Raw genomic sequence first — 26102 nt, forward strand, 5'->3', positions numbered from 1 at the left:
CTCGGGGAGGTGACATGGCGAACGGGTCTCGGCCACGAGTTCGGCTCGGCGCGGCGGCGGTCGCAGCTTGCATGGCTGTCGGGCTGTTGCCCTTGGACGCCGCGGCCGTCCCCGGCGTCACGAGGCGTCGCATCAAGATCGGGGTGCACGCCTCTTTGACGGGTGCGGTGCCGTTGCCCGGCGACTCCGTCCAGAAGGGAGCGAACCTCCTGTGGGAGTGGCTGAAGGAACGGAACCGGCCGGTAAACGGGCGCCACGTAGAGGTCGTGCTCAAGAACGACAACTACAACCCGAGTCAGGCCGTGGCGGTGTGCAAGCAGATGGTGGAGCAGGACAACGTGTTCCTGCTCAGCGGGCTCATGTCCGGCTCGAACGGCGGCGACCAGACCTTGAGCTGCGCGCGCTACGCCGCGTCGGTCGGGGTCCCGTACGTCACCATCGGGTCCTACAAGCTGGGGGTCCGCGAGCTCCGCAACTACTTCGCCGTGACGATGCCCATGGAGGAGCAAGCTCCGCTGCTGGTCGACCACCTGGTGTCGGACCTCGCAGCGAGGAGAGACGTCAACGGCATCGTGCGCTACGACACGCCGATGTACGAGCAGGTGCACGACCGATGGGTGACGGCGATGGCCAAACGGGAGGCCCCGGTCGCCTACGACAGAGCCCTCTCGCGCGGCGCGGCGACCACCGAGGCGCAGCTGATCGTGCGCGAGATGAAGACGGCGGGTGTGGAGAACGTGACGATGTTGGTATCGCCGATCTTCTTCCTTCAGGTGCTACGAGCGGCCGAGACTCAGGAGTTCGCGCCGCTGTGGAACGGCGTGGGGCTGACGATGACGATCTCCGACGAGATCGCGAGCATCGGCTGTCGCAACGGCACGATCGGCGGCGCCAGGTTCCTCTCGCCGCTTCCCGCCTTCATCGACAGGGACAGCTTCGATCGCACCTACGACCGGGCGGTCGAGAAGGTTTATCCGGAATCGAGCGGCGGCGATTCCGTGGTCTGGCTCGGCTGGGCGACCTCAAAGGCGTTGAAGGACATGCTCGAGCTGCCCGGACGCCGCCTCACTAGGCAGCGGTTCATCCGGCGGGCCCAAAGCGGCCGGACCATGAAGACGGGGATCCTTCCCCCGGCGCGGTTCACGAGGCGCGACCGCTTCGGCGGTCGTTCCACGCACCTGCTTGAAGCTCGTTGCAGAGACCAGCGGTGGCACACCGTGCGGAGGTTCGTGAGCGACTTCTAGCGCAGCGCCAGACGCCTCGCGGCCGCTTCGTACTGCTTTCCCGCGTGATAGCTCGAGCGCACCAGCGGGCCTGACTCGACCCATGCGAAACCGAGCTGTTCCTCGCCGTAGGCCTTGTAGCGCGCGAACTCGTCCGGGTGCACCCAGCGATCCACCGGCAGGTGCCATGACACGCTGGGCTGCAGGTATTGGCCGATCGTGACGATGTCACAGCCCGTGTCGCGCAGGTCTCGCAGTGCCTCTAGGACCTCTTCTTCGGTCTCGCCCATGCCGACGATCAGGTTCGACTTCGTGACCTGGTCCGGACGTAGTTCCTTCGCCCACGCGAGCAGGTCCAGGCTCATGCGGTAACCGAAGCCGGGCCGGATCGCCGGATGAAGACGCGCGACGGTCTCCAGATTGTGCGCGAGCACGTCTGGCCTCGCCTCGATCACCCGGGCGAGAGAGGTTCGGGGGTGTTCCCTGCGTCCCTTGAAGTCGGGGATCAGGACCTCGACGCCGCAATCCGGTTGCTCTCGCCTGACCGCTCGGATCGTCGCGGCCCAGTGGTGTGAGGCCGCGTCATCGCGGTCGTCGCGAGCCACGCCGGTGATCACGGCGAACTTCAAGCCCATCAAGCGCACCGCTTCCGCAACCTTGTCCGGTTCCTGTGGATCCAACGGTTGCGGCTTCGCCGTCATGACGTCGCAGAAGCCGCACCGGCGCGTGCACAGATCGCCGCACAGAAGGAATGTGGCCTCGCGTGCCTCCCAACACTCGTAGATGTTGGGGCAAGCCGCCTGCTCGCACACCGTCGCGAGACCCCGCTCGCGCATGATGTTGCGAAGCTCGGTGAAGTTCTCGCCCTGCCGGACGCGCACCTTCAGCCACTCCGGCTTGCGGGTGGGGCGGCCCACGGCTTCGCCGGGGGCCGCGTGCAACGGAACGCCGCGCCGGAGATCCTTTTCGATCTGTTCACGAGTCCTGATGCGAGGCGTGATCACTTGTGCCATGTCGTCAATCTAGCCGTTCGTCGGACAGCACCTCGCCCGGCTGCAGGCGCAGACAGTTGGCCATGACTGCCCTCAACGTCGCAGCCGACACCTGCTTCGCCGATGCGTACACCTGCGTGCCCTCGGGATCCGTCAAACCCGACAGCACCCACACGCCATCCGGTCGCGCTGCGACGTAGACCACAACCTGATCCGTTCGGTCTCGAGCCGTTCTCTTGACGGCGAAGACCCGCGTCACCACGTCGGCACCTGCGATCGCTGCCTCGACTTCGCCCTGCCAGCTCGGTCTCTCGGGGCCGCGCGATGTCAGTGCCGGAGCATCGTCGCGCGCCCACGACTCCGGGTCTGCGAACGATGCCAGCTCGGCCGCGCCTCTGTCCACGCCCGCCAGCCGGAAGAAATGGAGCCCGTCCTCCACACGCTCCTCGAGTACGCCTTCCTCCTGATCACCGTAGAGGAATCGTTTGGCGCGATCGGACAGTCTCTCCGCGACCACTATCTGCAGAGGAGAACGCCGCGTCGCCAAAACGAAACCGAGCGCGCTCTCCTCTAGAGGCTCGCCTGCGCGATCGAGATAGCCGCGGGCGCGCAAGGAACGACGACCCGCCTCGATCGCGACGGCCCGCGCGGGAGCCGAAAGCCCGTCGACCCGCTCCAGAGGAACCAGCCGCTCTCCTCGATGGTCCGGCTCCGCGACCGCGGCAAGCTCCTCGTCGGTGAACACCGGAAGCAGTACCTCTGCGAGCTCCTCGTCGGGGGCTTCGGGCGGCTGCATCAATCCCAAAACGTCACCGCATCGGCAACGTTGTCAACAGCATCTCCCACTGCTCCGCCCACCGCCTCGGCGGCATCTCCGATCGCTTCTCCGGCCTCCTCGATCCGATCGCCGGTCCACTCGACGGTGGACGTGATGGCCTGTCCGATGTCGTCCCTGTTGTCCCAGGCGAGGTTCCCCACCGACCAAACGGCTCCTGTTACCGCTGCCGCGCCGGCGAGCGTAACGAGTGCCGGGGCGGCTGCGAGGCCGAGGGCGGTCGCGCCTACGGCGGCGGCTCCTGTCACCAGACCCCCCAGGGCGAGGGCTCGATCGGCGTCCCCCCTGATGCCGGCGTATTCGGATCCCTGCCAGACGACCACGGCATCGGTCACGAACCCGACGGGCCCCAGTGCCCTGGAGAGTCCCCGCGCCCACTTCACGCTTCGCACGATGTCGGTCCCGTGCCCGACCTGGGTCCACCTCACGGCGACTTTGCCGAATCTGACGCTCTGCCCGAGCGCGACTGCATCGTCGCCCATGTTCGTGACGGCGCGGGCCCAATCGATGGGAAGGCCCCATGCCGAAACCGTCTCCTGCCACTTCAGCCATCGACCCAGAGACCGGAGATCGCCGTACCGTCCGAACTCGTCCAGACTGAGCGCCCGGCTATACAGCTCCCACGCTCGTCGCATCTGCTTGTGGAGACGGACGGCCGTAACGCCATGCGTCGTCTGATCTATGCCCTTCAGCAGACCGATCGCGCCCAGGATCACAAGGGTCGACTCCTCGTCCACCAGGAAGCGAACCCTCTGAACGAGGTCGATCGCCCGCTCCCTCAACCACCGTTCGCACTCCGGCAGCGAGCAGGTGAGGTCCAGCGTCTCGCCAACCGCACCCGCGACTGCGACCGCCTGGAGTCGTATCGTCGCCAGCTCCGCCGCGGCCTCCCCGCAACCTGCTGCGAGCCGGAGCAACGATTCCGGGTCGAGCGCGATGCGCCCGCCACCGGCAGCAACAGGGCTCACGCGGGCTTCTTTCTCATGCAGAGCCTCATCCGCCGAAGATCCTCAAGATCTTGCCCAGCGACCCAGCGGCCATTCCCGCATGGGATCGATCCATCATCTTCCGTTTGGTCTCCACGAGCGCCTCCGCGCGCTGTGCGGGGTCGAGATGCTCGAGTGCCGCTTCCAAGACCGTGTCGATGTGCGGGGTGCGATCGTTTGGGTCGAACCGATCACTCTCGACATACGTTCGGAACAATCCGCCAAAGACCTGCGGATTCAGTACCACACCGCCCTCAACGTCCCTGAAACTCCGACGTCCCCGCACCTGCTGGAGGGGCTCTGCGATAGACAGCACGATCACCGATGCAGCGAATGCGCTCAGGACTATCGCCTCATCCCAATGATTTGCCAGCGCGACCGCAGAGAAACTCACGATCCCGACGATCACGAACATCACTGCGATCTTGACGAACTCGTGGCGCATCTCGCGGTCGAGATCCCACTCTTTTAGCGGAGTAAGCGCCTCTCTCTCGTTGCTGAGCACATGAACATGTCCCTGTGAATCCAACCCGAACTCTGAGTCCGAAGAGATGAAGTCATAAAGAGGTCTTCGTGCAATGAGCCGGATCGCGAGATAGACGCCGGCGCCGATGAGCCACCCGAGCAGGATCTTCGTGAGAGGGAAAACGAAGAAGGGGCCGAGAAGGAGCCCGAAGAATGCTGCCGCGAAAGGCCACGCGTCGGCCAGGCGCGTGCGAAGCGGCGGAAGCTCTAGGTAGCTTCGGTCCATCGCCTCCTCCGCAAACCAGGAGTCACCGCTCCATCTCTTCCCGGCGCGCCTTGAGCGCTAGCTCGTGCTCTAGTGCCTCGGCGCGCGCGAACACCCTCTTGGCGGTCGCACGCAGCTCGTCCGCCGCGCTCCTGCAGACACGGGCCTGCACCGCGAGATCGCTGTGGAATCTCTCGGCGGCCGGACCGATCCAAGTCCCGGAACCCGCCCGGGCACGGACGTGCTCGATCGGCGCGGGGACCCGCTCCGCGAGGGCCCACAGACGACGGGCGGCTTCGCGTAACTCATGGGGAGTCATGGCGAGGGCCGCCGCAGAAGACCCACTAGATCGTCCGGCTAGAAGTCCGCTAGCTTCCGCATCTCTTGTTCGAGGCTGTCGACGTTCGGCATGAACCAGTGCTCGAGGGTCGGCGCGTACGGCATGGCCGGGACGTGCGGCCCCGCGATCCGCTTGATCGGCGCGTCGAGCTCGAACATCGCGTGCTCGGCGATCTGCGCCGCGACCTCGGCCCCCGCGCCGAGGAACTTGTTGTCCTCGTAGACCACCATCGCCTTGTTCGTCTTTCCGACAGACTCCAGCACGGTGTCGATGTCCAGCGGAAAGATGCTGCGCAGGTCGATGACCTCGACCTCGATCCCATCGCCCGCCAGGCGCTCGGCCGCGTCGACGCAGAAGTGGTGCATCAACCCGTAGGACACGACGGTGAGGTCGGCCCCCTCTCGGCGAACGGTTGCCTTCCCGAACGGGACCGTGTAACGCTCGTCCGGCACCTCTCCCTTGATCGAGCGGTAGGTCTTCTTGTGCTCGAGGTAGATCACCGGGTCCGGGTCCTCCAGCGCCTGGATCAGCATCCCCTTCGCGTCGTACGGAGTCGACGGCACCACTACCTTCAGGCCGGGGACGTGAGCGTAGAACGCCTCGACCGACTGCGAGTGATAGAGCGCGCCGTGGACGCCTCCCCCGTAGGGAGCCCTGATCACCATCGGCACGCTGAAGTCGCCGTTGGACCGGTACCGGATGCGGGCAGCCTCCTGCACGATCTGGTTGAAGCCGGGAAAGCTGAAGTCGGCGAACTGCATCTCGGCGACGGGCCGCATCCCGTCGAGGGCGAGTCCGATCCCGACGCCGGCGATCAGGCACTCGTCCAAAGGTGTGTCGATCACACGGTCCTCGCCGAACTCGTCGAGGAAGCCCATCGTGACGCGGAACACGCCACCGCGCGCCCCTACATCCTCGCCCAGCACGAGTACGCGGTCGTCGCGCTTCATCTCGTCGAACAGCGTGTCGTGAACGGTCTGAACCAGATTCTTTTCGGGCATCTGCTACTTCACCTCCACGCGCTCGGCATAGACGTTGTCGTAGCCCGTCGAGGGATCCGGGAAGTCCGCCTGCTCGGCGTCCTTCGCCTGCTCGTCGACCGTCGTCTTTGCTTCGTCTCTCATCTCTTGGATCCGGTTGTCGTCCACGACCTCCACCGAGCGCAGGTACTCCTCGAACCTCGGGATCGGGTCCTTGCGCTTCCACTCCTCGACCTCTTCCTTCTTGCGATAGGTGCGGTCGTCGTCGTCGGAGGTGTGCGAGTAGTGGCGGTAGGTCAGCAGCTCGACCAGCGACGGGCCCTCACCCGCGCGGGCGCGGTCGACCGCCTCCTTCGTCAGCTTGTAAGACTCCAGCACATCGTTGCCGTCGCCGACAGCACCGGGCATCCCATAGCCCGCTGCGCGCCCATGGACCGAGCCGGCTACCTGCTTACTGACATGCACGCTGATCGCGTACTGGTTGTTCTCGACGACGAGCACGAGCGGGAGCTTGTGGATCCCGGAGAAGTTCATCGCGCCGTGCCAGTCCGCCTCCGACGTCCCTCCTTCGCCGCACCACGTACCGACCACGGCGTCGCTGCGCTTGAGCTTCTTCGAGAGAGCGATCCCCGCCGCGTGCAGACACTGCGTCGCGATCGGCGAAGAGCCCGTGATGATGTTGCGATCCCGTGCCCCCCAGTGCGCCGGCATCTGACGGCCGCCCGACGACGGGTCATCCTTCTTCCCGAACAGCCCGAGGAAGACATCTCTCGGCGAGAACCCTGCAACCAAGGTCAGAGCGAGGTCGCGGTAGTAGGGACAGAAGACGTCCTTGCCACGCTCGAAAGCCCACGCGGAACCCACCTGCGCCGCCTCGTGCCCCGATACCGGGACCACGAAAGGAGCCTTGCCCTGCCGGTTAAGGCCCCACTGCCGCTCGTCGCAGAAGCGAGCCAGCAGCATGAACCGGTACATCTCGATCAGGTCTTCTTCCTTCAGACCCAGTTCCGTATGCCTGTCGTTACTCGAGCCGTTGGCCTTGCCCGCTGTGCCCATGTCGGGTTCTCCTCCTCGAGACTCCGGTGACTCCGTCAACTAGTTCGGCGAGAGGACCCCGCCCTCGAAAGATGCAGAAGAGATGAGCGACCGCGGCTCCGCCCAACTGAGCCGCCGCCCGAACACCTCGCTTAGATGCTTCGCCGCGAGTGACGCCACGTCCTTCACATCGTGCACCACCCGCGTCTCCGCCTGGACGGAGGTGACCCACCGATCCTGGATGCCACACGGCACGATCCCGCGGAACATGTCGAGGTCGGTGGTGACGTTGAACGCGAAGCCATGCATCGTGATGCCTCGCGTGATCTTGACGCCGATCGCGCCGATCTTGTTGCGGCCGACCCATACGCCGGTGTGCTCCGGATCGCGCCGCGCTTCGACGCCAAGGTCAGCAGCCGTTCGGATGACCACGTCTTCGAGGGCCCGCAGATAGGCCAAGACGTCGTATCGCTCGCCGAGTTGCAGGATCGGGTACCCCACGAGCTGGCCGGGTCCGTGATAGGTCGCGCGGCCCCCGCGGTCGACGTTGTACAGGCCGATGCCCTGGGACGCCATCTCGGCCTCCCCGTAGACGAGGTCATCGGCCGCGGCGCGGCGGCCGAGGGTGTAGGTGGGCGGATGCTCCAACAGCATCACGGCATCTCCTCGCTCCCCCTCCAGACGAGCGAGATACAGCTCCTTCTGCCACGCCCACGCAGCGGGGTAGTCGACCCGGCCGAGCCACGAAGCGGTGATCCAGGGATCCATCTTCAACTCTCTCTAGCCGTACTGCTGCAGGTCGGCGGAGAAGTCCGTCGTCTCGATGCGCTCGCGAAGCCGAGCGAGGAACTTCGCCGCCTCCGCGCCGTCGATGGTGCGGTGGTCCCACGACATCGACAGGAACCCCATGTGACGGATGCCGATCGAATCGTCCTCGGTCACCACGACGCGCTTCTGGATCGCCTCGAACCCGAGGATCCCGGTCTGGCCCCTCGGGATGATCGGGACCGAGATGATCGAGCCGAAGGGGCCGGGGTTAGTGATCGTGAACGTCCCACCAGCCAGGTCGTCCGGCGTCAGCTTCTTGGTACGCGCCCGTGTCGCGACGTCGTTGACGGCCCGGGCGAGGCCGACCAGGTTCCGCTCGTCCGCAGACTTGATCACCGGAACGATCAGGCCTCCACCCTCCAGAGCGACCGCGATCCCGAGGTTCACGTAGTGCTTCACCAGGTTTGCCTGGTTCTCCTCGTCGAAGGACGAGTTCACCTCGGGCATCTCCATCAGCGTGTCGCACACGACCTTGCAGAGGAACGGCATGTAGGTGAGAGAGAAGCCCTCCCGCTGCTTGAAGCTGTCCTTCACCCGAGTACGGAGCTTCGCGATGTTCGACCAGTCCGCCTCCACCGCGTTCCAAGCGCGAGCCGTTTCGAGACTGGAGGCGACCATGTGCTCTGCCGTTCGTCGCCGGATGTTCGTCCAGGGAACGAGCTCCTCACGACCACCGACTGGGGCTGCCGCGGGTTGCGCGGAGGGCTCGGGCTGCGGCGCAGGCCGCGCCTGGGTCTGCGGCTCAGGCTGCGGCTGCGCGGAGGACGTCGCGACCGCGGCGGGACGGGCTTTCCTCTCCTCCACGAAGCGGAGCACGTCCTGCTTGCGGATCCGACCACCGGTTCCGGTCCCCTCGACCTCGCCCAGGTCGACCCCGTTCTCGTCCGCGAGCCGGCGGACCAACGGCGAGATCACGCCACGCTTGGACGTGTCACCGGGGCTGCCCGTGCCGCCGGAGGGTTGTGCCGGAGACGCTCCCGCCTGAGCTGGCTCCTGGCGCGGGACCTCCTGCTGTCCACTCTGTCCGTTCGAACCCGAGGGCGCACGCTGGTCGCCGGGAGGAGCTTCGGTCTCGCTCCCGCCGCCCGACTGGTCGTCCATCTCCTGCAGCGAGACCTCGTCCTGGCCGTGCGGAGCCTCCGTCGACTCCTGCTGCGGCGCGTCCTCTTGTGCGGGCGCGCCCTCCTGCGCCGGCGGGCTCTCCTGCGCCGTCGCCTGTGCCCCGTCCTGAGCCTCGCCACCGCCCGAGGCCCCGTCGGCTTCGCCAGCCTCCCCGATGATCGCGAGCGGCGTTCCCACCTTCACGGTGTCGCCCTCCTGCACGAGGATCTTCTGGAGGGTGCCGGCCGCGGACGAGGGAACCTCGGAGTCCACCTTGTCGGTGGATATCTCCACGAGGAGGTCGTCGGCCTCCACCTGCTCGCCCTCTTGCTTCAGCCACTTGGTGATCGTGCCTTCGACGACGGTCTCGCCGAGCTGCGGCATCTTGATCTCGGTTCCCATGCGGCAGGACCCCCTTGTCCACGAGGACGCGTTTTGATCTTGAAAAGGAGTCCCCAGAGTACCCGCGGCTGGGCTTCGCCCCGCTAGGGAACGGCTTCGCCTCCGCGGCCGGCGCCCCTATCCGGCGTCAGCCGTGTAGTGGTTTGTCGGCAAGCTCGAGGAAGGTCTCGCCGATCGCCTCCGACAACGTCGGGTGCGGGTGCATCAACTCGGCCAGCTCGGAGGGATATGCCTCCCACGAGGTGACCAGCTGCGCCTCCGTGATCAGGTCGGACGCGCGCGGCCCCACGATGTGGACACCCACCACGGCGCCGTTCTTCTCTGCAACGGTCTTCACGAACCCTTGGCCGCCCCCGAGCATCAGAGCGCGTGCATTGGCGGCGAACGGGTACCGCTTCGTCTCCACCTCCATCCCGAGCTCCTGCGCCTTCCGCTCGGTCAACCCGACGGCTGCGACCTCCGGCTGGCAGTAGATGACGTGCGGGATGTTGCGGTAGTCCACCGCCGCGGGGTTCTCCCCCGCGATCCGCTCCGCCACCTTCTGTCCCTCGGCGAACGCCGTGTGCGCGAGCTGTGGGTGCGGCGTGTCGGAATCCGTGACGTGTACCGCATCGCCGATCGCGTAGACGCCCTCGACGCTGGTGCGGAAAGAGGAGTCAACCGTGATGTAGCCGCGGTCGGTGGTCACGCCGACCTCCTCGAGCCCGATCCCGTCGGTTCTCGCGGCGCGGCCGATGGCCACGAACATACGGTCGGCACTCAGCGTCTCTTCATTTCCGTCTTTCTCTATGCGCACGTTCACGCCCGAGTCTGTTGTCTCCGCGCCGGCCACAGAGACGCCGAGGTGGAACTTGATCCCTCGCCTTTGAAGCAGCTTGAGGAGCGCCTCGGACACGTCGTCGTCCTCCGAGGGAGCGATCTTCGGAAGCATCTCGACGACCTGCACCTCCGCCCCCAGCGAGCGGTAGACGCTGGCGAACTCGAGCCCGATGTAATTGCCGCCGACGATGACGACCGACGACGGGACGTCGCTCGCGCTGAGCGCGTGGTTCGAGTTGTGGATCCGGTCACCGTCGGCCGGCGCGAACGGAAGGTCGCGGGGATACGACCCGGGTGCGAGCAGGATGCCTTTCGTGCCGGTCAACGTTCGCTCTCCTGCGGCGGTCTTGACGGCGATCGTCTGCGCGTCCGTCAATCGCCCCTCGCCCTCGACGAGCTCGATCTTGTTGCGCTTGACGAGCCCCGATAGCCCCTTGTACATGCGGCCCACGACGGACTCTTTGAAGTCCAGGACCTTCCCCCAGTCCACCTGCGGCTCTTGCGTGATGATCCCGAACTCGCCGGACGACTTGATCTCGTCGACGAGGTCCGCCGCGTGCAACAGAGCTTTGGTCGGGATGCAGCCGCGGTGAAGGCACGTGCCGCCGACCTTGTCCCGTTCCACCATCGCCACCGACAGCCCCAGCTTCACGGCGCGGAAGGCAGCTGAATAGCCGCCGTTCCCGCCGCCCAATATGACGAGATCGAAGGTGTCCGAACCGTCGGCCACGAGGAACCTCCTAGCGAGAAATGTGCGAGCGCGGAGCCATTAACCGGCCCGTTTCCGGATCAGGCTCGAAGATACACTCGCCCCCATGAAGGGGGACCGGGTCGAGGTGGTCGTAGACGTCGGTGACGGCACCAAGACCTACGAGATCCTCGCGAGCAAGGCCGGGCGTCGCGTCGAGGTCTCGAATGTCAGAGGGACCGTCGAGGTGTCCGAAGTGACGCGCACCGGCATCGTCGTCAGATCCGGCCGCTTCATGGCGACGCGGGTGGTGGCGATCATCGAACATCCCGCGGAGGACGAGCGCGCGGGAAAGCCGAAGAAACCCACTGCCCAAACCTCCATGCTCTAGAGACCCTCAACCGGGTCGGCGAGCTCCACAGTGCTTGCAGAAGGGGGCGTTGGGCGAGATGACGCCGCCGCACTCGAGACACTGGTCGGGGGCTACCCGACGTGTCCTGAAGCGTCCCGCGGCCGCTATCGCCACCGCTCCGGTCACCGCGATCAATACCAGGATCGTGACGCTCGTCGTATCGAAGCCCTGGTCGACTCCCAGCGCGAGTGCCAGCGCCAAACCGATGACCACGATGCCGATGGTGGCTGCCCTCACGCGAGCGTCCTGTTCAGCCAATCGTTCAGAACGTCGCGCGCCTTTTGCTCGTGACGCAAGATGTGCTGCGCGCCTTCGATGATCACCAGCTCCGCGTGTGGAGCGCGCTCCGCGATCAGATGAGCGTGTTGCACCGGGACGATGTCGTCGGCGGTGCCGTGCACGATCAAGGTCGGAATCGTTACCTCTCCTATCGCCTCGCGCGTAGTGATCTTCTCGAACTCGGCGGCCCACGCGGTCGGGTCCTCGAGCACCTCGGGAGCGAGCGCCATCCCGGCTTCTTCGGTGATCTTTTTGACGCCCGTAGGACCGTCGCCCGCGAAGAACAACCATTCCGCGGGCGCTGCCATGAGAGCAAGAGCGTCGGCGGGCGCGCCCCGACGGATCGCTTCGGCCGCGACGCAGCCTCCGGCGGACGAGCCCACCACCGCCAGCGGAAGCCCTTTAGCAGTGTCGAGGCGCCGCACCTCGTCGACGACCGCCAGCGCGTCTCGCACCCAGCCCTCGATCGAGAAGAACCCGGGCGACCGGCGCACGGCCCGGAGGTCCGCCCACACCGTCAGCCACCCGTCCGCCGCTAGATCGTGTGCCCAGCCCGCGTACCCGCGGTCACCCGGCGGGGGCGGGTCCACGGATGGGATCCCGTGGAGCAACAACACAACGCCGTGAGGAGACTCGTTCGCCGCGTACGAGCAACCCAGCTCCAGGTCGTCGCAGGCGACGCTTACATCCCGTTCCTGGAGCGACGTCACTCCTCCACCACGATGGTTCCCTTCATCCCTTCACCCTCGTGCGGGATGCAGAAGTACTCGTAGGTCCCCGGGACGTCCAACGTCACCTCGTAGGACCCACCCGGGGGGACAAGAGCCTGTGCGAGCTCATCCCGCGCCTCATCCTCGCTGTCGAAGCCGCCGCTTGAGAAGTACGGCGCGCCCTCGGGGATTGCGTCGTCGTAGGCGGTGACCGAGTGCGCGTCATCACCCTCGTTCGGCCATCGCACCGTCGTCCCCGCCGGCACCGTCAGCGTCGCTGGCTCGAACCTGCGGCCGGGCACCATCGCGACCTCGTTTCGTGACTCGCTGGAGCACCCCGGCACGAGAGCAAGCAGCACAAGGACGATCAGCGCGATCCGCAACATCCGCGGAGATTACGAGGCCGGATCGGTCCCTCTCACTCTCGGCCGATTAATAAAACCAATCTGTGTTTGTGATATACCAACGCACTGATGGAGCAACCACAGGATGATCTGGCGGCCGTGGCGGCGCTGAGCGAACCCGCCCGGCGCCGGCTCTACGGATTCGTGCGGGAACAAGGGACGCCGGTCTCGCGAGAGGCAGCGGCAGCCGCGACGGGGATGTCCCTGAATCTGGTCGCCTTTCACCTGGACAAGCTGGTTTCACTCGGTCTGCTGAAATCGCATCACGGGCGGCTTCCCGATGCGCCGGCGCAGCGAGGCAGAGCGCCGAAGCTCTACCAAGTCTCGGGCACCGAGATAAGCGCTTCGGTCCCAGCGCGGAGCTACGACCTCTCCAGTGACATCCTGCTCGACGCGATCGAAGCTCAGCTCGAGGGGGAAACACCCCACGCGACGGTGCTGCGAGCGGCGCGGGCGCGCGGGATGCAACTGGGGCAGCAGGTCCGGGCAGATCGTGAGGACGGGGGCCGCGCGCCCTCTGCGGCCGAGCTAGCCCAACAGGTGCTGGACGAGCAAGGGTTCGAGCCGTACCTGGACGACACGTCGACGATCCGACTGCGTAACTGCGCCTTCCACCGGCTCGCACAACGCTCGCCCGACCTCGTCTGCTCGATGAACCGTGCCTTCATAGAGGGGCTGCTTCGGGGGGTCGGCGACGACGTCGCCGAGGCAGCGCTGGCTCCCCGAGAGGGGCAATGCTGCGTCGCTGTCTCGCCCGTGAAGAGGATCGCGTGACCACTGCAGAGTCGCCGACTAGCTGCAAAGGAGGAACAGCATGAGGATGTTCTCGTTCCGACCCGCCATCGAGTTCCGTGGCCGGAAGTTCAAGGGGCTACGCGGATTCGCGGGAAAGCCGTTCCACCCGCCGCTCACGGACATCCCCGTGGGCGCCTACACGATCGGACCCGTTCTGAGCATCGCCGCCTTCCTGTTCCAGGACGCATCGTGGGCAGACAAGGTGTGGAGCGCGGCGGGCTACACCATGCTGGTAGGCGCGGTCGCTTCCGTTGCGACGTCGATCACGGGGTTCGCCGACTGGCTGAACACTAAGAAGGGGACGCAGATCCGCCGGATGGCGAACGCCCACATGTGGACGATGCTCGTGCTGACCGGCGTGGTCCTGGTGGCGCTCGCGATGCGCTTCTTCGGCGATCAAAACGATTCACCCGACCTGATCGTTCTCGTGCTCGACCTCGTGATCGTGACGCTCGTTACCTTCGGCGGCACGATCGGCGGATCGATGACCTATGACTTCGGCTTCAACGTGGAAACGGCGACCGACAACCACGTCTATCACGTGAGCGAGCACGACATCGTCCATCCACATGACGAACCGCCACCCGAGACGAAGCGCGCCATGGATGCGACGCAGTGACGGGCACATCGTCTCCCATCACCGTCTTAGTCACAGGGGGAACACGGTTCCGCATAGCTTGAACAAGCGACAGCTGTCTAGCGCGCTGGGGCGCTACGTCGTGAACCCGGTTGTCTCTCTCGTGGCCGGATACGTGCCGTGGTGGTCCCTGTTGGAGACGACCGGGAGAAAGAGTGGCGAACCGCGGCGCAATCCCGTCGGGAACGGCCTCGACGGGAACACGTTTTGGATCGTGGCAGAGCACGGCAGTAACGCGGGCTACGTCCGCAACATCAAAGCGAACCCGAACGTGCGCGTGAGGGTGGGCGGGCGATGGCGCACCGGGCAGGCCACGCCGCTGCCCGATGACGATGCGCGCGAGCGACAGCGACAGTTGCGTCCAGTCAATGCCGCGTTCGTCCGCCTGATGGGGACAGATCTGTTGACGGTGCGCATCGATCTGGAACCGCTTTGACCGCCCGGGAGGTGATCGCCGACGGGTTCGCCGCGGGAGCGATCGCGGCGGTAGTGAGCGGCGCTCCTTCCACCGCGGTCGCCGTGGCAACCAGAAGCGACGTGCTCGAGCCGACGCTGGCCGCGGGCTCGATCCTGCTCCCTCACGAAGAGCGCAAGACCCGCCTCGTGCTCGCCGCGTTCGCGGTCCACATGCTGCTTTCGCTCGGCTGGGGGATCATCATCTCCGCGCTGCTGCGCGGCCGCGCCAGCGCCGTACGCGGCGTGCTTGCCGGGACCGGGATCGGCGTATTCGACCTCTTGGTGATCGGACGCCGCTGGCCGCGGATCCGCGATCTGCCGTTCGCGCCCCAGCTCGCCGACCACGTCGCCTTCGGACTCACCGTCGGCGTCGTGTTGCGGCGGAGGCACCGCGCCCGGCGGGAAACTTCCCCCAGGCGTTCAGCCACGTCCGGTTGATCGGTGCCGCGATGAACCTGGCTCACGCCGAACGGCGATGATCTTCAGCTGCGGCGACGTCCGCTGACGACGATCTCGCCGCACATCCCGAGGCACTCGCCGTTAACGAGTTCGGAATGAGACCGCACGTCGCACCGATAGCTGTACGTCCCCGGCCTGGTAAACCTCTTTTCGACGGTGGCGTCGGAAGCGACGTGCTCGGTCGTGTTCCAGGACCCCGCATAGGCCGTGACATGGTGGGTCGTAGTCGTCGGGTTCTCCCAGCGCACCGTCTGACCACGCTCGATCTCAACCGCCTTGGACTCCCATCGCCACAGCAGCGCCGCGGGCCCTCCGCCTGCGACGACCGTCGCCCCCGCTTCGACGGAAAGCTTCGCTCCTGGGACCCGTCCGGACGGGTCGAACTCGTAGCCGACCTCCACCTCGGGCTCGCCGAGCCAGTTGCAGGCCACCATGTCCACCCGCGACCCCGCCTGCAGCCGGGCCGACAGTCTCTCTTCGGCCTCGTCCGCCCCGGTCACCTGCTCGCCCTCGGATTGCGCTAGCCGCCGGCCCGCCGCGTCGACCAGATAGATGTCCCAGTCGCCGGTGAAGCCTGCCGCCGTCATGACGAGCTCGCCCGCAGCGGGAGCTTCGAATGGCTCGGTCACGTAGTTGAGCCCCTCTAGGCCCCCCAGGCAGCTGCCCTTGCCCAGGTAGTAGACGTCGGGGTCGACCAGGGGCAGCGGAAGAGCGCGGGCGGAGAACTTCCCCTGCACGCGCTGCTGCGATGCCGCCGCGGCCACCGAAGGTGCACCGGGAGCAACGAGCGACGCCAGAAGCAGGACGAGAACGAGGATCTTGTGCATCTGCCTACGTGGTTCGCCCCTTGCCGTCGGACTCCTCCGGCTCCGAGTCGGGGCCGTCATGCGTTCCGCCCTCCCGCGCCCCGGCCTGGGGATGCGCTTAGTCCTCGACTGGCGGAGGCTGTGCGTGGCGTTCGACCTGAACTTCGGCGTAGAGGTCGCGCATCTGCTCGGTCAGCTCTGCCGCCATCTCACCGCCACGAAGCCCCGCCTTTATCGCCGCCTTCACAACTGCCCGAGGTCCCTCGCGAAGGACTCCCGCGGCCGACACGACGATCCCGACGCCCATCGCCCAGCCCGCGCCTTTACGCAGCCCCTTCCAAACCTCCGACGTTCTCTCTCGCATGTCACTCAACGACTCGCCTCCTTGGACCGGTGTCCCTGCGTCTTCTGTCCTTCTCAGCTCTCAGGAGTGGCCGCAGGCCGTTGACCGCCGTGGCAACGGTGGTTCCGTTGTGGACGACCGCCGCCATGGTCGGTGCGATCCCTCGCAAGGTTGCGGCTGCGGTGGTGACGAGGTTGACACCCACGACGATGCCGATGTTCTGTCGGACGAGGCGGAGCCCGGCGCGAGCCACTGAAACGGCTGCGGGAAGAGCGGCCAGATCGTTCTCGATCAGGACAACGTCGGCGGTCTCACGCGCGACGGCGGTTGCACCGCCGAACGAAACCGAGACGTCGGAATATGCGAGTGCCGGCAGGTCGTTGATCCCGTCACCCACGAACGCGACCCGGCGGCCGCGGCGATGGAGCTCCTGCACCACTGCCGCCTTCTGCTCGGGAAACAGCTCACCGTGCACGTTGGCCGGAGCGATATCCAGGTCTTGGCCAACCGTCCGAGCCGTCTCCGATCTGTCCCCGGTTAGGAGATGGATCTCCATCCCATGACCGTCACGCAGCTCGGCGATCACCTGCTTCGCCTCCGTCCTGACCAGATCCGCATAAGACAGCACACCCCGCAGGGAGCGGTCTATGGCGACATAGATCCGCGACCCGCTGCCCCCGTTTTCGGCGCCGGAGCTCGGGATCTCCACGCCATGTCGCTCTAGCAGCCGGTCACTGCCGATCAGCACATCTGCACCGTCGATACGTGCGCGGACTCCCAGGCCGATCTCGTAATGCCACTGGCTGCGACGCCCGGGCCTGATCCCGCGCTCGCCCGCATAGCGGACGATCGCCTCGGCGACCGGGTGCGTGAGCCGCTGCTCGACGCTGGCGGCGATCTGGAGCACCTCCCGCACCCCCACATCGGGCGTAACGGCGTGAACGTCGACGATCGCGGGGTTGCCCTCGGTGACGGTGCCGGTCTTGTCGAAAACGATCGTGTCGACGGCGGCCAGCTGCTCCAGCGCGCGGCCGCTGCGGATGAGGACGCCGGCGTGCGCGGCGCTGGTGATCGCGGCCAGCACCGTCGTCGGCACCGAGACGCGGATGCCGGTGGCGAAATCCGCGATCAGGATCGATGCAGCTCGTGTCGGATTCCGGGTCAACACCAGGATCGCTCCCGCTAGGAGGAAGGACGGAAGCACTATCCGGTCCGCGATCTTGCCGGCGTAGTTCTCGATCTGCGTGTCGTGCACGGGAGCCTCGCGCATGAGCTGAACGAGCCGTCCCGCCTGGGTTTCACCGCCCACCTGCTCAACCGCGATGTGCAGGTGCCCCTCACGCATCAAGGTCGACGCATAGACGAGCTCTCCCTCTTCGTGGAGCACCGGCATCGACTCGCCGGTCAACTCATGCTCGTCGACTGACGCCCTGCCCTCGAGCACACGACCATCAACGGGGATGCGGTCTCCTGGGTAGACGACGAGAACGTCGCCACGCCTGACTTGTTCGATGGGAACCTGATGACGCTCGCCTCCGCGTACAACCCACGCGACGTCGGAGATGGAATCGAGGAGGTCGAGCAACTCCCGGCGAGAAGCTCTCGCGGTGCGCTCCCGTATGGCCTCACCGATCTCTACGAGGCCGATGATGGACGCGGGCGCCAGCAGTGACCCCTGCATAGTCGTGAGAGCGATTGCAGTCATGTCGAGGACGTCGAGATTCAGCCGATGATCGACGGTGAGGCTTCGGTAAGCACGTCGTGCTATCGGGATAGAAGCAGTCAAGATCACCACTGCGCCGACCGGAGCAGGGATCGCAAAGCCGAATATGCGGGCGACCAGCGCGGCGGCTCCGGCTACACCGACGAGGACGAGTCTCGGCCGGTGCCCGTCCTGGGATGGTCGAGCGGGCTTAGCCGCATCGGAGGCCTCGTCCGCCTCGCGCAGCAATCCGACCAGCCGTTCACGTGCGTCCGCGAGCGGCACTGACGCTGCCCATTCGATAGCCACCGATGCAGCTGGTCGCATGACACGGACGGTGGCCACCGATTCATCGACCTCGGCGAGGGCGGTCAAACGCCGCGCGTAAGCCTCGTCGCGGCGTATCCGGACGGCCCGACACCGGAGGCGGCCGGGAAGCTCGTGGACGACGGTGTGTTCGGGAGCGACCGAGTGGCCGCTCGTCATACGTCGTCGCCGGCGGTCGGAACCCCTGGCGACGACGCATCCTGCAACCTGGAGAACGAATCTGCGGCGTACATGGCCAGCAGATACCACGGAGCCTCTGTCAAGCGGTCGTCGCCGCGAACGAACTGCCGGACCGATAGAAGTCCCAGCGTCAGAGGGAGGAGCAGCCGAAGGTTTGCCCCACGCACTCGGCGCGCAACAGCGCGATCGATCGCGCTCGCGGCGTCGCGGATCGTCGACGCCGGATCCTGTCGAGGCCGCGCTTTGGCACGGTGGCGTGGGCGGATCCCCATCTCGAGCAGTTGCGCCTCGACCGTGGCCGTCGCCGCCGGGTCGAACTCGATGACCACGCTGGCGCTGTGGGGCCGCACTTCTACGTCCGCGACCTCGCGCAGAGCCGCCAGATTCTGCGCGAGGTGGGCTAGCTCAGCAGATGACTTCGGCCCGCGCACGACGCGCAGCCGGATACGTCCGGCGCTGGCGCCGACAATCTCCGCTCGCGGTGTTGATCCGGAAACGCCCGCGGTCATTTCGATGTCTCCAATCAGCCGACGAACAGCGCGGTGACAGACATCATGTCAGGCCGCCGTTTTTAGGCGGTGAACAAACCTGTGACGTACATGATCGCGAGCCCGGCCATGAATCCCGCAGCTCCAAGGCCCGAGGCCAGCCCCGTGTTCTTGTTCATCCCCTTGGAGATCTGCCAGATCACTTGACCGATCGCTCCCGCCGCCACACCGAACGCGACGGCCGCCCATGCCGGCGAGAAAGCGAACCCACCGACCCACGCGCCCGCGATCGTCGGCGCTCCGGCTACGGCTCCCAGGCCGACGAAGTGCCACAGCGACGGGCGCCTTACGTCGCCGCCGAGCGGAGACACGATCGCGAGGCCCTCGGTGGTGTTGTGGAGCGCGAAACCCAGGATGAGACCTGTCCCAAGAGCTACCTCTCCCGCGGCCAGGGCAGCGCCGACCGCCAGGCCTTCGCCGAGGTTGTGGAGACCGATCCCCGCCGCAATCAGATACGCCAGCGCCAGACCGCGCACCCCCGCTCCCGTCGAGGCCGCGCCACCTGCCGCCGACCTGCGTTTGTCGAGCGCGTTCCCCAACACCGTCAACGCGAGCACCACGCCCAGAGCCCCCGCGCCGAACAGCGCGAGGCCGTCCAGGGATGCCGCGGTCTCACCGGCGAGCTCGACGCCATGGGCGACGGTGTCGATCAACAGGAACGCCAGCAGACCCACGGTCAGAGCGAGGAAGAAACCGATCCAGCGAGCCGAGGCCCTCTTGAGCGCGGGGAAGAACAGCAGCCCGATGGCAACGGGGATGACCCCGATGTAGACGCCGAGCAGCCCGTAGATGACGAACGTGTTGACGTCGGGCTCCGGCGTCAGAGAGGCAACCTCGATCTCGTGCTCTACCAGGCCGCCGGTCGAGGTGACCAGCGCGATCCCGATCGGGAGCCCCTCCTCCCATGGATATGGGATCCGAACCGTCGCGCTTTCCAACCGCGCCAACGTCGAGTTCGTTATGGCGAAGTCGTTGTAGGCCTCGTTCACCAGAACCTGAGCGATCGTGACTGGATCGGGCCCGTCGTTCCTGATGCTGAGGATGATCTCGTTCTCGTTCAAAACCGTCCGCTCGACCGCCACGGCTTCCACCGGGGGCACCTCGCGCAGGGTCCCGATCGGGTTGAGCGCCAAGAACACGATGATCAGCAGGGCGATCGCCGCCAGAGGTATCGCCGCCGTTACCCATGTGGGCAGCCGGTGAGCGGTCGTGGTTGCGGTCGCCATCTAACTCACCTCGAACGAGCTCAGCCAGCCCAGGTCGACGAACTCGGTGACGTGGGCATGGAAGATGAAGTTGCCGGGGAACTTGTAGCTGAACTCGAGCATGTGGCGCTCGGCTTGGCCCATCGAGATGATGTCGGTGAACTCGTCGGGTTCCAGCTTGGTACCGGTGCGGTAGAGGTTGAAGAAGTTCGCGTGCAGGTGAAGTGAGTTGATCGGGTCGAACTCGGTCACGTTGATCAGGTGAACCCTCTGCAGCTCGTTACGTTCGATCTGGATGGGCTCGTTCATGTACGCGAAGGCGACGGTGTTGATCGCGTAGACCTCGTTGCCGCCGTCGAAGTTGGTGTCGAACGCGTTCATGATCATGACCATCTCGTGGGCTTCGGGGCGCCCCTTCTTGGGGTCGACGATGAAGGCGCCGTAGAGGCCGCGGTGGATGTGCTGAAGAAGCGGCAACGAGTGGCAGTGATACAGGTGGGTGCCGAACGGCTCCGCTATGAAGTCGTAGGTGAACGTGCCGCCGGGCTCGGCCTCACCAGCGCCCGGGATGCCGTCCATCTCGGAGGGGTGGATCCCGTGGAAGTGCATCGTGTGCGGGTGTGCGCTCGCGTTGGTCAGGGTCACTCGTACCCGGTCGCCCTCGGTAGCCCGCAGGCTCGGACCCGGGACGCGGCCGTTGTAGGTCCACGCCGGAAAGAACACACCCGGCGCCACCTCGATCTCCTTGTCCACAGCCAGGATCTCGAACTCGCGAACCGTACGACCAGACCTGTCGCGTGACACGGCGCCGGTGTCGAACTCAGTCAGGAGCTCCTGCGGAGTGAAACCGTTGCGGGCGTGGTCGACGCGCCCGACTGCACCGTGCCCGTGGCCGTGAGTGGGTGCACCCGTGGACGAGTGTTGGGCGTCGTGCTGCGACGTCTCCTGGGCGAGGAGCAGGTCCTTGCCGCGGAGCACCGCCGCTCCCCCGAGAGCCCCGGCGGCACCCGCGCGCCTCAAGAAGCTCCTTCTATCTATGCCACCCATACGACCTCCGATATCTCTTTCGACAGAGCGCTCACTTCGTGCGCCCCGTCCTCGACATGGACGAACAGCGGTCCTCCAACAGGCCCTTTTCCGATCACCTGCAGCCGAGAGCCGGGTCTGATCCCCAGGTCGGCGAGGTAGCGAAGCGCCTCGGCCTCCGCGTCCGAGACACGATCCACCGCGACCGACTCCCCAGCGCGCGCCTCCCACAACTTCCGCTTCGACACCGACGGCATCGACCCGTCCTTGCCCGGTATGGGATGCCCGTGCGGATCTACGGTGGGATCGCCGAGACGGGCTGCGATGCGGTCCTCTAGGTCCTCAGACAGCACGTGCTCGAGGATCTCGGCCTCCGCGTGCACCTGGTCCCACGGCACACCGAGCGCCTCCGCCAGGTAGGTCTCGAGCAGGCGGTGGTGACGGATGACCTCCAACGCGATCTTCCGCCCCGGCTCCGTGAGCTCCGCGCCTCGGTAGTTCACGTGGTCCACCAGCCCGAGGGACCCGAGCTTCTTGAGCATGTTGGTGGCCGAGGCGGCGCTGACGCCGAGGCGCGCAGAGAGGGACTGCGTCGAGACGACATGCCCCTCCGGGCGCCCCTCCGTCGACAGCATGTAGATCGCCTTGAGGTAGTCCTGCACCGCAGGTGTATGCGCTGGCATATCCATACTTTAGCCGAGGTTAATAAAGTCGCAAGTCGTGACTACTGGAGAACCGGGTACCTGCTCACGAGCGTCGTCCTTCTCCACCGCTTCCCGAGGCCGAAGACGCCCCCAGCCCCCACCTGAGCGATCCCGACCAGCACTGCGATGTAGACGACGTGCTCGTCAACGAACGGATTGTGCTCCGGAAACACCGACGTGGCGAGATAGATGGAGACCATCCAGGCGATGCCGCCGAGCGCAGCTACCCGCACCGCGATCCCAAACAGGAGCGCCAAGCCGATCCCAGCCATGGACAGCATGAAGAGCCATTCGATCGCGGAGGACCCCGCGAGGCCTTGGAAGAAGCCGACGAGCGGACCCTTCGTGTGGATCCCGTACTGGAGGAGGCCGTCGGTCGGCGACCCGCCTCTGATCCAGGCGTCGGGGCCGAAGAAGTCGATCTGCCCCGTCTCCGAATCGCGACCCGTGGCGAACCCGAGGGCGAGGAGCTTGTCGAGGAACGCCCAGAAGAACGTGAACCCCATCAGCAGACGTAGGACGCCCCAGACCGGGGCGACCGGCGGCGATCCTGCCTCCGCCTCCGGGATCACGATGACTTCCGTCGCCTCGGTACTCGGCAGGTGCTCGGCCGTTCGCAAACGTCGCCTCCTATCGTTCAGCAGCAGTGTCCGCTAAAAATTATTATTAGTCTTAGCTAATCCTGTCAAGTCGAACAGGAGCAGCGTCCCGAAGGGCACCTTTCGCCTCCTCGAGCCCCCCGCTACCCTCGAAGGGTGAAGTCGAGGCCGACGCGCAACGCCGAGCGGGCCGCTCGCGCCGCACTTTCGGTCACGGGCGCGTTGGCGGCCACGAAGATCGCGCTCTGGCTCGCGACCTCCAGCCTTGCCGTTCTGTCGCAGGCACTGGATTCAGCCCTCGACGTGGTCGCGCTGGCTCTGGTGCTGTACGCGGTCCGAGTGGGAGCGCGGCCCGCGGACCGCAGCCACCATTACGGCCACGCGAAGGCGGAGAACCTCGCGGCGTTCGCCCAGACGATCTTCCTCGGGTTCATCGTGGCGGCCGTGGCCGTCGAGGCGATCAGCCGTCTGCTCGGCGACCAGGAGAACGTGGAGGCGCCGGGTTACGCCTTCACCCTGCTGGCGGCGTCCGCAGTGGTGGATGCAGCACGGGCCGGGTTCCTGATCAGAGCGGCGCGATCCGAACGATCCGACGCTCTAAGAGCGGGCGCTCTCAACATCGCTACGGATGTCGGAACGGCTCTCGTCGTTCTCGCGAGCCTCGCCTTCACGAGGGCGGGAGTGGACAAGGCGGATGCGATAGGAGGTCTCCTGGTGGCGGCAGCGGTGGCGGTCGCTGCCTTCCGCGTGGGGAAGCGTTCCGTCGACGTGCTGATGGACAGCGCTCCCACCGCTCGCTTCAAGGCAATCGAAGAGGCGGCCGCCCGAGCGGCCGGAGTCGCCGAGACCCGCCGCGTGCGCGTCCGCGGTACGGGCGATCACTTGTTCGCCGACGTCACCGTGGCTGCGGGAAGAACGGCTTCGCTAGAGCGGGCTCACGACATCGCGGAGGCGGTCGAGCAGGAGATCCGCGCCGTGGCCCCGGGAACCGACGTGGTCGTGCACGTCGAGCCGGTCTCTGAGACGACCGGATTGGTCGAGCGGGCGCAGGCAGCAGCGAGCCGCGTCGAGGGCATCCGGGAGGTGCACAACGTCCTCATCCACTCCTTCCAGCAAGAAGGGGAACGGAAGTTCCATGTAACGCTGCACGCAAAGGTCGGCAACGAGACATCTCTTGCAGATGCACACGCTCTGTCCGACGCGGTGGAGGCCTCGGTCGCGAACGAGCTAGGCGACGGGGTTCGCGTGGACAGCCACATCGAGCCGCTGGGCGCGACCGCCGCGGGTACAGACGTCACCGCGCTGCAGGGCGATCTGGTGCAGGCGGTGGAGGCCGCCGCGGCCGCGGAGCCGGACGTGGTGGACTGTCACGAGGTGCTCGTCACCTCGAGTGATCACGGGCTGTTGGTGGTTGCCCACGTCACCGGCCGCCCGGATCTCCCGCTGGCGCGCCTCCACGACGCGTCGGACCGCATCGAGAAACACCTGCACGCGTCCCGCCCCGAGGTGGGGTCGGTGGTCATCCACTTCGAGCCCGCGCGCTGACGCCGGCGAGCGACAGACGGCGTAGAGCGAGAGTGTCCCCTCTAGGGAACGCTGCAGTTGTTGGCTTCCAGCGACTGCAGCAGCGGGAGAAGCTCGTTGAACTGCTCCTTGCTGAGGTGAGCGTCCGCCCACGCCGGACGGTCCGTGACGACCGAGGAGAACGCGACGATGCAGAGATTGGTCTGCATGCCGCGCAGGACCCGGGCGGCTTCCTCGCCGTTCATCCGCGGCATCGAATAGTCCAGGATGACGTAGTCCGGGTGGTGCCGCAGCGCCAGCGACAGAGCTTCGACGCCGTCCTCGGCTTCCGCAACGATGTCGAAACGAGGGTCCGACTCGAACATCACCTTCAGGAGGGAACGGATCCCCTCTTCGTCATCGACGACTAGGACCTTCTTCGGAGCGCCGGTTTCAGCCATGCGGGAACGTTACCTTGCCTTGTTAGCACCGGCGGGCGTTATCCAGTGTGGATAACGCCGCCGTTAGCCGGAGTGGGGTCAGCGGTAGTGGCACACCCCACCGGGCTAGCGCCAGTACCTCGCCTTACCAGCCGCGGTCTTTCCACTCCTGGAGGTGCGGCCTCTCGGCGCCGATGGTGGTGTCGGCGCCGTGTCCCGGGTAGACGCTGGTGTCGTCCGACAACGCGAACAGCTTGCGCTCGACCGAGTCCATGATCTCCGCGAAGGCCTCGGGATCTCCCCAGGTGTTGCCCGGCCCCCCCGGAAAGAGCGTGTCTCCCGACACGAGGTGCCCCGGGAGCGAGAGACACACGCCCCCCGGCGTGTGCCCCGGAGTGTGAAGGATGGTCGCGCTCCGGTTGCCGAAAGGGATCGTGTCCCCGTCCGCCACCTCCCGATCGATCGGGACCGGGTACTGGTCGCCTGCATGAGCGTGCACCGGAACGCGCAACGCCTCTTTCAGGGACGGCAACGCCTGGACGTGATCGAAGTGACCGTGGGTCTGAACGATCGCCACGATCTCGGCCCCCTCGGCGCCCGCCAGGATCGTGTCGGGTTCGAAGCAGCCGTCGATCAACAGCGCCTCGTGCGTCTCGGGGCACTCCAGGATGTAGACGTTGTTCTCCATGTCGCCGACGCGGATCTTGCGAACGATCAGATCGTCGCCTTCGTAATGGTGTGACATCTACGAAGCAACCGTCGCGCTGATGCCGCCCGCGTCCAGCCGCGAGCCCGCCCCGACCGTGTACCGGACGAGGGCGAGCGCGCCTTCGTCAGAGACGCTCGTGACGTTTCCCACCTTCTGGTCGCCCAGCGTCAGCGGCGTGCCCGGCTGCAACGGTTGCGCCGCTACCAACGCCGCGAGCCTCCTGTTGGGCTTCCCTCGGAAGTGGATCTTCGCCATCGCCTCCTGACCGAGGTAGCAGCCCTTGTCGTACCGGACCGCTATGTGGTCGACGCCAGCCTCCTGCGGGAATGTCTTCTCGTCCATGTCGCGGCCCCAGCGTGGGACGCGGTTCCGGATACGGATCGTTTCGAGGTCCTCCTCCGAGGCCTCCTCCACCCCTGCTGCGCGCAGCGTCTCTGCGGCACCTGCGACCTCCCCCCGCGGGATCCACAGGTACCCGGCCGGCGGCCCGAGCGAGACCGTCTCCTGCACCGCGATCGGCCCGGCGCAGGACGCGGCCGCATCGCGCCATCCTTTCCCCACGACGAGGATCAGCCCGAGGTCATCGCTGACGTCGTCGATCGTCACGCGGGTCGCGAACACGTAACGAGCCAGGTCGTCCGGCAACGTCGGCCGCAGTTCCGGCTCGAAGTGCATGAGGATCGCATCCTCCGTCGCGACCGCCTCCATGAACGCCTTCATCCGCCCATGAGCTGTGATGAAAGCCGCGGCGCGCGACTCACCGGGCGCTATGTCCTCGAAGGCTTGGGTAAGGATCTGGTGCAGGAACCAGCCGCGTTGCTCCCCGGTGAAGCGCAGCTTCCCGCGCTCGGAACGGTCGGCGAACATCAGCTGGTCATCCACGTCCCGAGCGTAAAGGC

Annotated in this window: 31 protein-coding genes; 7 read left to right on the plus strand and 24 right to left on the minus strand. The window is 66.3% G+C overall.

The features are described from left to right. Positions 1–14 precede the first annotated feature (14 nt). The gene (locus M3N53_02925; GenBank protein ID MDP9067287.1) at positions 15–1244 is read left to right on the plus strand and encodes an ABC transporter substrate-binding protein; all 1230 of its coding nucleotides are present in this window, start codon (positions 15–17) and stop codon (positions 1242–1244) included. On the opposite strand, the gene lipA is transcribed toward M3N53_02925, so the two are convergent. From lipA to lpdA, 10 genes are all read right to left on the minus strand, one after another. Then, the gene (gene lipA, locus M3N53_02930; protein MDP9067288.1) at positions 1241–2236 is read right to left on the minus strand and encodes a lipoyl synthase; all 996 of its coding nucleotides are present in this window, start codon (positions 2234–2236) and stop codon (positions 1241–1243) included. The genes M3N53_02925 and lipA overlap by 4 nt on opposite strands. Before the next feature lie 4 nt (positions 2237–2240). Next, a complete protein-coding gene (locus M3N53_02935; protein ID MDP9067289.1) occupies positions 2241–3011 on the minus strand; it encodes a hypothetical protein in 771 nt (256 codons plus the stop codon). Then, the gene (locus M3N53_02940; protein ID MDP9067290.1) at positions 3011–4018 is read right to left on the minus strand and encodes a hypothetical protein; all 1008 of its coding nucleotides are present in this window, start codon (positions 4016–4018) and stop codon (positions 3011–3013) included. Before M3N53_02940 ends, M3N53_02935 begins: the two co-directional genes overlap by 1 nt. A 25-nt stretch (positions 4019–4043) precedes the next feature. Next, a complete protein-coding gene (locus tag M3N53_02945) occupies positions 4044–4787 on the minus strand; it encodes a hypothetical protein (GenBank protein ID MDP9067291.1) in 744 nt (247 codons plus the stop codon). A gap of 22 nt (positions 4788–4809) precedes the next feature. After that, positions 4810–5085 (minus strand): hypothetical protein, encoded by a 276-nt coding sequence (locus M3N53_02950; protein MDP9067292.1) that lies wholly within the window; start codon positions 5083–5085, stop codon positions 4810–4812. 38 nt (positions 5086–5123) lie between these two features. Continuing rightward, positions 5124–6107 carry an alpha-ketoacid dehydrogenase subunit beta gene (locus M3N53_02955; GenBank protein MDP9067293.1) on the minus strand — a complete coding sequence of 328 codons (984 nt, stop codon included), beginning with the start codon at positions 6105–6107 and terminating at the stop codon, positions 5124–5126. 3 nt (positions 6108–6110) lie between these two features. Then, complete coding sequence (locus M3N53_02960; protein ID MDP9067294.1) at positions 6111–7142, minus strand: thiamine pyrophosphate-dependent dehydrogenase E1 component subunit alpha; 1032 nt, start codon at positions 7140–7142, stop codon at positions 6111–6113. A 39-nt stretch (positions 7143–7181) separates the two neighbouring features. Then, positions 7182–7889, minus strand: a complete 708-nt coding sequence (gene lipB / locus M3N53_02965) for a lipoyl(octanoyl) transferase LipB (GenBank protein MDP9067295.1) — start codon at positions 7887–7889, stop codon at positions 7182–7184. 12 nt (positions 7890–7901) lie between these two features. Next, positions 7902–9452, minus strand: coding sequence for a 2-oxo acid dehydrogenase subunit E2 (locus M3N53_02970; GenBank protein MDP9067296.1), 1551 nt, complete (start codon positions 9450–9452; stop codon positions 7902–7904). A gap of 127 nt (positions 9453–9579) precedes the next feature. Then, positions 9580–11001 (minus strand): dihydrolipoyl dehydrogenase, encoded by a 1422-nt coding sequence (gene lpdA, locus M3N53_02975; protein MDP9067297.1) that lies wholly within the window; start codon positions 10999–11001, stop codon positions 9580–9582. A gap of 85 nt (positions 11002–11086) precedes the next feature. Between lpdA and M3N53_02980 the strand changes: the two genes are divergently transcribed. Beyond that, positions 11087–11350 carry a hypothetical protein gene (locus tag M3N53_02980; GenBank protein MDP9067298.1) on the plus strand — a complete coding sequence of 88 codons (264 nt, stop codon included), beginning with the start codon at positions 11087–11089 and terminating at the stop codon, positions 11348–11350. Between the two features lie 6 nt (positions 11351–11356). Here the strand turns inward: M3N53_02980 and M3N53_02985 are convergent, their stop codons facing one another. Genes M3N53_02985 through M3N53_02995 form a run of 3 tightly spaced genes read right to left on the minus strand, consistent with a single transcriptional unit; the run spans position 11357 to position 12746 of the window. Then, positions 11357–11608 (minus strand): zinc ribbon domain-containing protein, encoded by a 252-nt coding sequence (locus M3N53_02985; GenBank protein MDP9067299.1) that lies wholly within the window; start codon positions 11606–11608, stop codon positions 11357–11359. Beyond that, positions 11605–12360, minus strand: coding sequence for a lysophospholipase (locus tag M3N53_02990; GenBank protein MDP9067300.1), 756 nt, complete (start codon positions 12358–12360; stop codon positions 11605–11607). The genes M3N53_02985 and M3N53_02990 overlap by 4 nt, the downstream gene beginning before the upstream one ends. Continuing rightward, on the minus strand, positions 12357–12746 hold the full coding sequence (locus M3N53_02995; GenBank protein MDP9067301.1) for a plastocyanin/azurin family copper-binding protein: 390 nt from the start codon (positions 12744–12746) through the stop codon (positions 12357–12359). Before M3N53_02995 ends, M3N53_02990 begins: the two co-directional genes overlap by 4 nt. Positions 12747–12833: 87 nt before the next feature. On the opposite strand from M3N53_02995, the gene M3N53_03000 reads away from it, so the two are divergent. Genes M3N53_03000 through M3N53_03015 form a run of 4 tightly spaced genes read left to right on the plus strand, consistent with a single transcriptional unit; the run spans position 12834 to position 15090 of the window. Next, positions 12834–13538, plus strand: coding sequence for a transcriptional regulator (locus M3N53_03000; GenBank protein MDP9067302.1), 705 nt, complete (start codon positions 12834–12836; stop codon positions 13536–13538). Positions 13539–13578: 40 nt separating this feature from the next. Further along, positions 13579–14178, plus strand: a complete 600-nt coding sequence (locus tag M3N53_03005) for a DUF2231 domain-containing protein (GenBank protein ID MDP9067303.1) — start codon at positions 13579–13581, stop codon at positions 14176–14178. Between the two features lie 58 nt (positions 14179–14236). Then, a complete protein-coding gene (locus M3N53_03010) occupies positions 14237–14632 on the plus strand; it encodes a nitroreductase family deazaflavin-dependent oxidoreductase (GenBank protein ID MDP9067304.1) in 396 nt (131 codons plus the stop codon). Beyond that, on the plus strand, positions 14629–15090 hold the full coding sequence (locus M3N53_03015) for a hypothetical protein (protein ID MDP9067305.1): 462 nt from the start codon (positions 14629–14631) through the stop codon (positions 15088–15090). Before M3N53_03010 ends, M3N53_03015 begins: the two co-directional genes overlap by 4 nt. A gap of 44 nt (positions 15091–15134) precedes the next feature. Here the strand turns inward: M3N53_03015 and M3N53_03020 are convergent, their stop codons facing one another. From M3N53_03020 to M3N53_03055, 8 genes are all read right to left on the minus strand, one after another. Next, positions 15135–15938 (minus strand): hypothetical protein, encoded by an 804-nt coding sequence (locus M3N53_03020; protein MDP9067306.1) that lies wholly within the window; start codon positions 15936–15938, stop codon positions 15135–15137. A gap of 97 nt (positions 15939–16035) precedes the next feature. Next, a complete protein-coding gene (locus tag M3N53_03025; GenBank protein MDP9067307.1) occupies positions 16036–16290 on the minus strand; it encodes a hypothetical protein in 255 nt (84 codons plus the stop codon). Continuing rightward, on the minus strand, positions 16283–18448 hold the full coding sequence (locus M3N53_03030) for a heavy metal translocating P-type ATPase (GenBank protein ID MDP9067308.1): 2166 nt from the start codon (positions 18446–18448) through the stop codon (positions 16283–16285). Before M3N53_03030 ends, M3N53_03025 begins: the two co-directional genes overlap by 8 nt. Then, positions 18445–18978, minus strand: coding sequence for a hypothetical protein (locus M3N53_03035; protein ID MDP9067309.1), 534 nt, complete (start codon positions 18976–18978; stop codon positions 18445–18447). Before M3N53_03035 ends, M3N53_03030 begins: the two co-directional genes overlap by 4 nt. Positions 18979–19040: 62 nt before the next feature. Then, positions 19041–20243, minus strand: coding sequence for a ZIP family metal transporter (locus tag M3N53_03040; GenBank protein MDP9067310.1), 1203 nt, complete (start codon positions 20241–20243; stop codon positions 19041–19043). Further along, positions 20244–21242, minus strand: coding sequence for a multicopper oxidase domain-containing protein (locus M3N53_03045; GenBank protein ID MDP9067311.1), 999 nt, complete (start codon positions 21240–21242; stop codon positions 20244–20246). Positions 21243–21256: 14 nt separating this feature from the next. Then, on the minus strand, positions 21257–21937 hold the full coding sequence (locus tag M3N53_03050) for a metal-dependent transcriptional regulator (GenBank protein MDP9067312.1): 681 nt from the start codon (positions 21935–21937) through the stop codon (positions 21257–21259). 35 nt (positions 21938–21972) lie between these two features. Then, complete coding sequence (locus tag M3N53_03055) at positions 21973–22572, minus strand: hypothetical protein (protein MDP9067313.1); 600 nt, start codon at positions 22570–22572, stop codon at positions 21973–21975. A gap of 135 nt (positions 22573–22707) precedes the next feature. Between M3N53_03055 and M3N53_03060 the strand changes: the two genes are divergently transcribed. After that, positions 22708–24096, plus strand: coding sequence for a cation-efflux pump (locus tag M3N53_03060; GenBank protein ID MDP9067314.1), 1389 nt, complete (start codon positions 22708–22710; stop codon positions 24094–24096). 41 nt (positions 24097–24137) lie between these two features. Here M3N53_03060 and M3N53_03065 read toward each other — a convergent pair whose 3' ends face one another. The 3 genes from M3N53_03065 to M3N53_03075 form a co-directional block, all read right to left on the minus strand. Beyond that, positions 24138–24515 carry a response regulator gene (locus M3N53_03065; protein ID MDP9067315.1) on the minus strand — a complete coding sequence of 126 codons (378 nt, stop codon included), beginning with the start codon at positions 24513–24515 and terminating at the stop codon, positions 24138–24140. Between the two features lie 124 nt (positions 24516–24639). Continuing rightward, a complete protein-coding gene (locus tag M3N53_03070; protein MDP9067316.1) occupies positions 24640–25239 on the minus strand; it encodes an MBL fold metallo-hydrolase in 600 nt (199 codons plus the stop codon). After that, positions 25240–26085, minus strand: coding sequence for a hypothetical protein (locus M3N53_03075; GenBank protein MDP9067317.1), 846 nt, complete (start codon positions 26083–26085; stop codon positions 25240–25242). It abuts the gene before it with no gap. Between the last annotated feature and the right edge of the window lie 17 nt (positions 26086–26102).

Source organism: Actinomycetota bacterium (genome assembly GCA_030776625.1).
In the GTDB taxonomy this organism is placed as follows: Bacteria; Actinomycetota; CADDZG01; order CADDZG01; family WHSQ01; genus MB1-2.

Excerpts from the sequence above, each read along its gene's own strand:
- M3N53_02960 (MDP9067294.1), bottom strand. The coding sequence starts at position 7,142 with ATGGGCACAGCGGGCAAGGCCAACGGCTCGAGTAACGACAGGCATACG.
- M3N53_03070 (MDP9067316.1), bottom strand. The coding sequence starts at position 25,239 with ATGTCACACCATTACGAAGGCGACGATCTGATCGTTCGCAAGATCCGC.
- M3N53_03030 (MDP9067308.1), bottom strand. The coding sequence starts at position 18,448 with ATGACGAGCGGCCACTCGGTCGCTCCCGAACACACCGTCGTCCACGAG.
- M3N53_03065 (MDP9067315.1), bottom strand. The coding sequence starts at position 24,515 with ATGGCTGAAACCGGCGCTCCGAAGAAGGTCCTAGTCGTCGATGACGAA.
- lipB (MDP9067295.1), bottom strand. The coding sequence starts at position 7,889 with ATGGATCCCTGGATCACCGCTTCGTGGCTCGGCCGGGTCGACTACCCC.
- lipA (MDP9067288.1), bottom strand. The coding sequence starts at position 2,236 with ATGGCACAAGTGATCACGCCTCGCATCAGGACTCGTGAACAGATCGAA.
- M3N53_02955 (MDP9067293.1), bottom strand. The coding sequence starts at position 6,107 with ATGCCCGAAAAGAATCTGGTTCAGACCGTTCACGACACGCTGTTCGAC.
- M3N53_03020 (MDP9067306.1), bottom strand. The coding sequence starts at position 15,938 with ATGCACAAGATCCTCGTTCTCGTCCTGCTTCTGGCGTCGCTCGTTGCT.
- M3N53_02980 (MDP9067298.1), top strand. The coding sequence starts at position 11,087 with ATGAAGGGGGACCGGGTCGAGGTGGTCGTAGACGTCGGTGACGGCACC.
- M3N53_02995 (MDP9067301.1), bottom strand. The coding sequence starts at position 12,746 with ATGTTGCGGATCGCGCTGATCGTCCTTGTGCTGCTTGCTCTCGTGCCG.
- M3N53_02970 (MDP9067296.1), bottom strand. The coding sequence starts at position 9,452 with ATGGGAACCGAGATCAAGATGCCGCAGCTCGGCGAGACCGTCGTCGAA.
- M3N53_02950 (MDP9067292.1), bottom strand. The coding sequence starts at position 5,085 with ATGACTCCCCATGAGTTACGCGAAGCCGCCCGTCGTCTGTGGGCCCTC.
- M3N53_03035 (MDP9067309.1), bottom strand. The coding sequence starts at position 18,978 with ATGACCGCGGGCGTTTCCGGATCAACACCGCGAGCGGAGATTGTCGGC.
- M3N53_02925 (MDP9067287.1), top strand. The coding sequence starts at position 15 with ATGGCGAACGGGTCTCGGCCACGAGTTCGGCTCGGCGCGGCGGCGGTC.
- M3N53_03005 (MDP9067303.1), top strand. The coding sequence starts at position 13,579 with ATGAGGATGTTCTCGTTCCGACCCGCCATCGAGTTCCGTGGCCGGAAG.
- M3N53_03000 (MDP9067302.1), top strand. The coding sequence starts at position 12,834 with ATGGAGCAACCACAGGATGATCTGGCGGCCGTGGCGGCGCTGAGCGAA.
- M3N53_03050 (MDP9067312.1), bottom strand. The coding sequence starts at position 21,937 with ATGGATATGCCAGCGCATACACCTGCGGTGCAGGACTACCTCAAGGCG.
- M3N53_03040 (MDP9067310.1), bottom strand. The coding sequence starts at position 20,243 with ATGGCGACCGCAACCACGACCGCTCACCGGCTGCCCACATGGGTAACG.
- M3N53_02945 (MDP9067291.1), bottom strand. The coding sequence starts at position 4,787 with ATGGACCGAAGCTACCTAGAGCTTCCGCCGCTTCGCACGCGCCTGGCC.
- M3N53_02935 (MDP9067289.1), bottom strand. The coding sequence starts at position 3,011 with ATGCAGCCGCCCGAAGCCCCCGACGAGGAGCTCGCAGAGGTACTGCTT.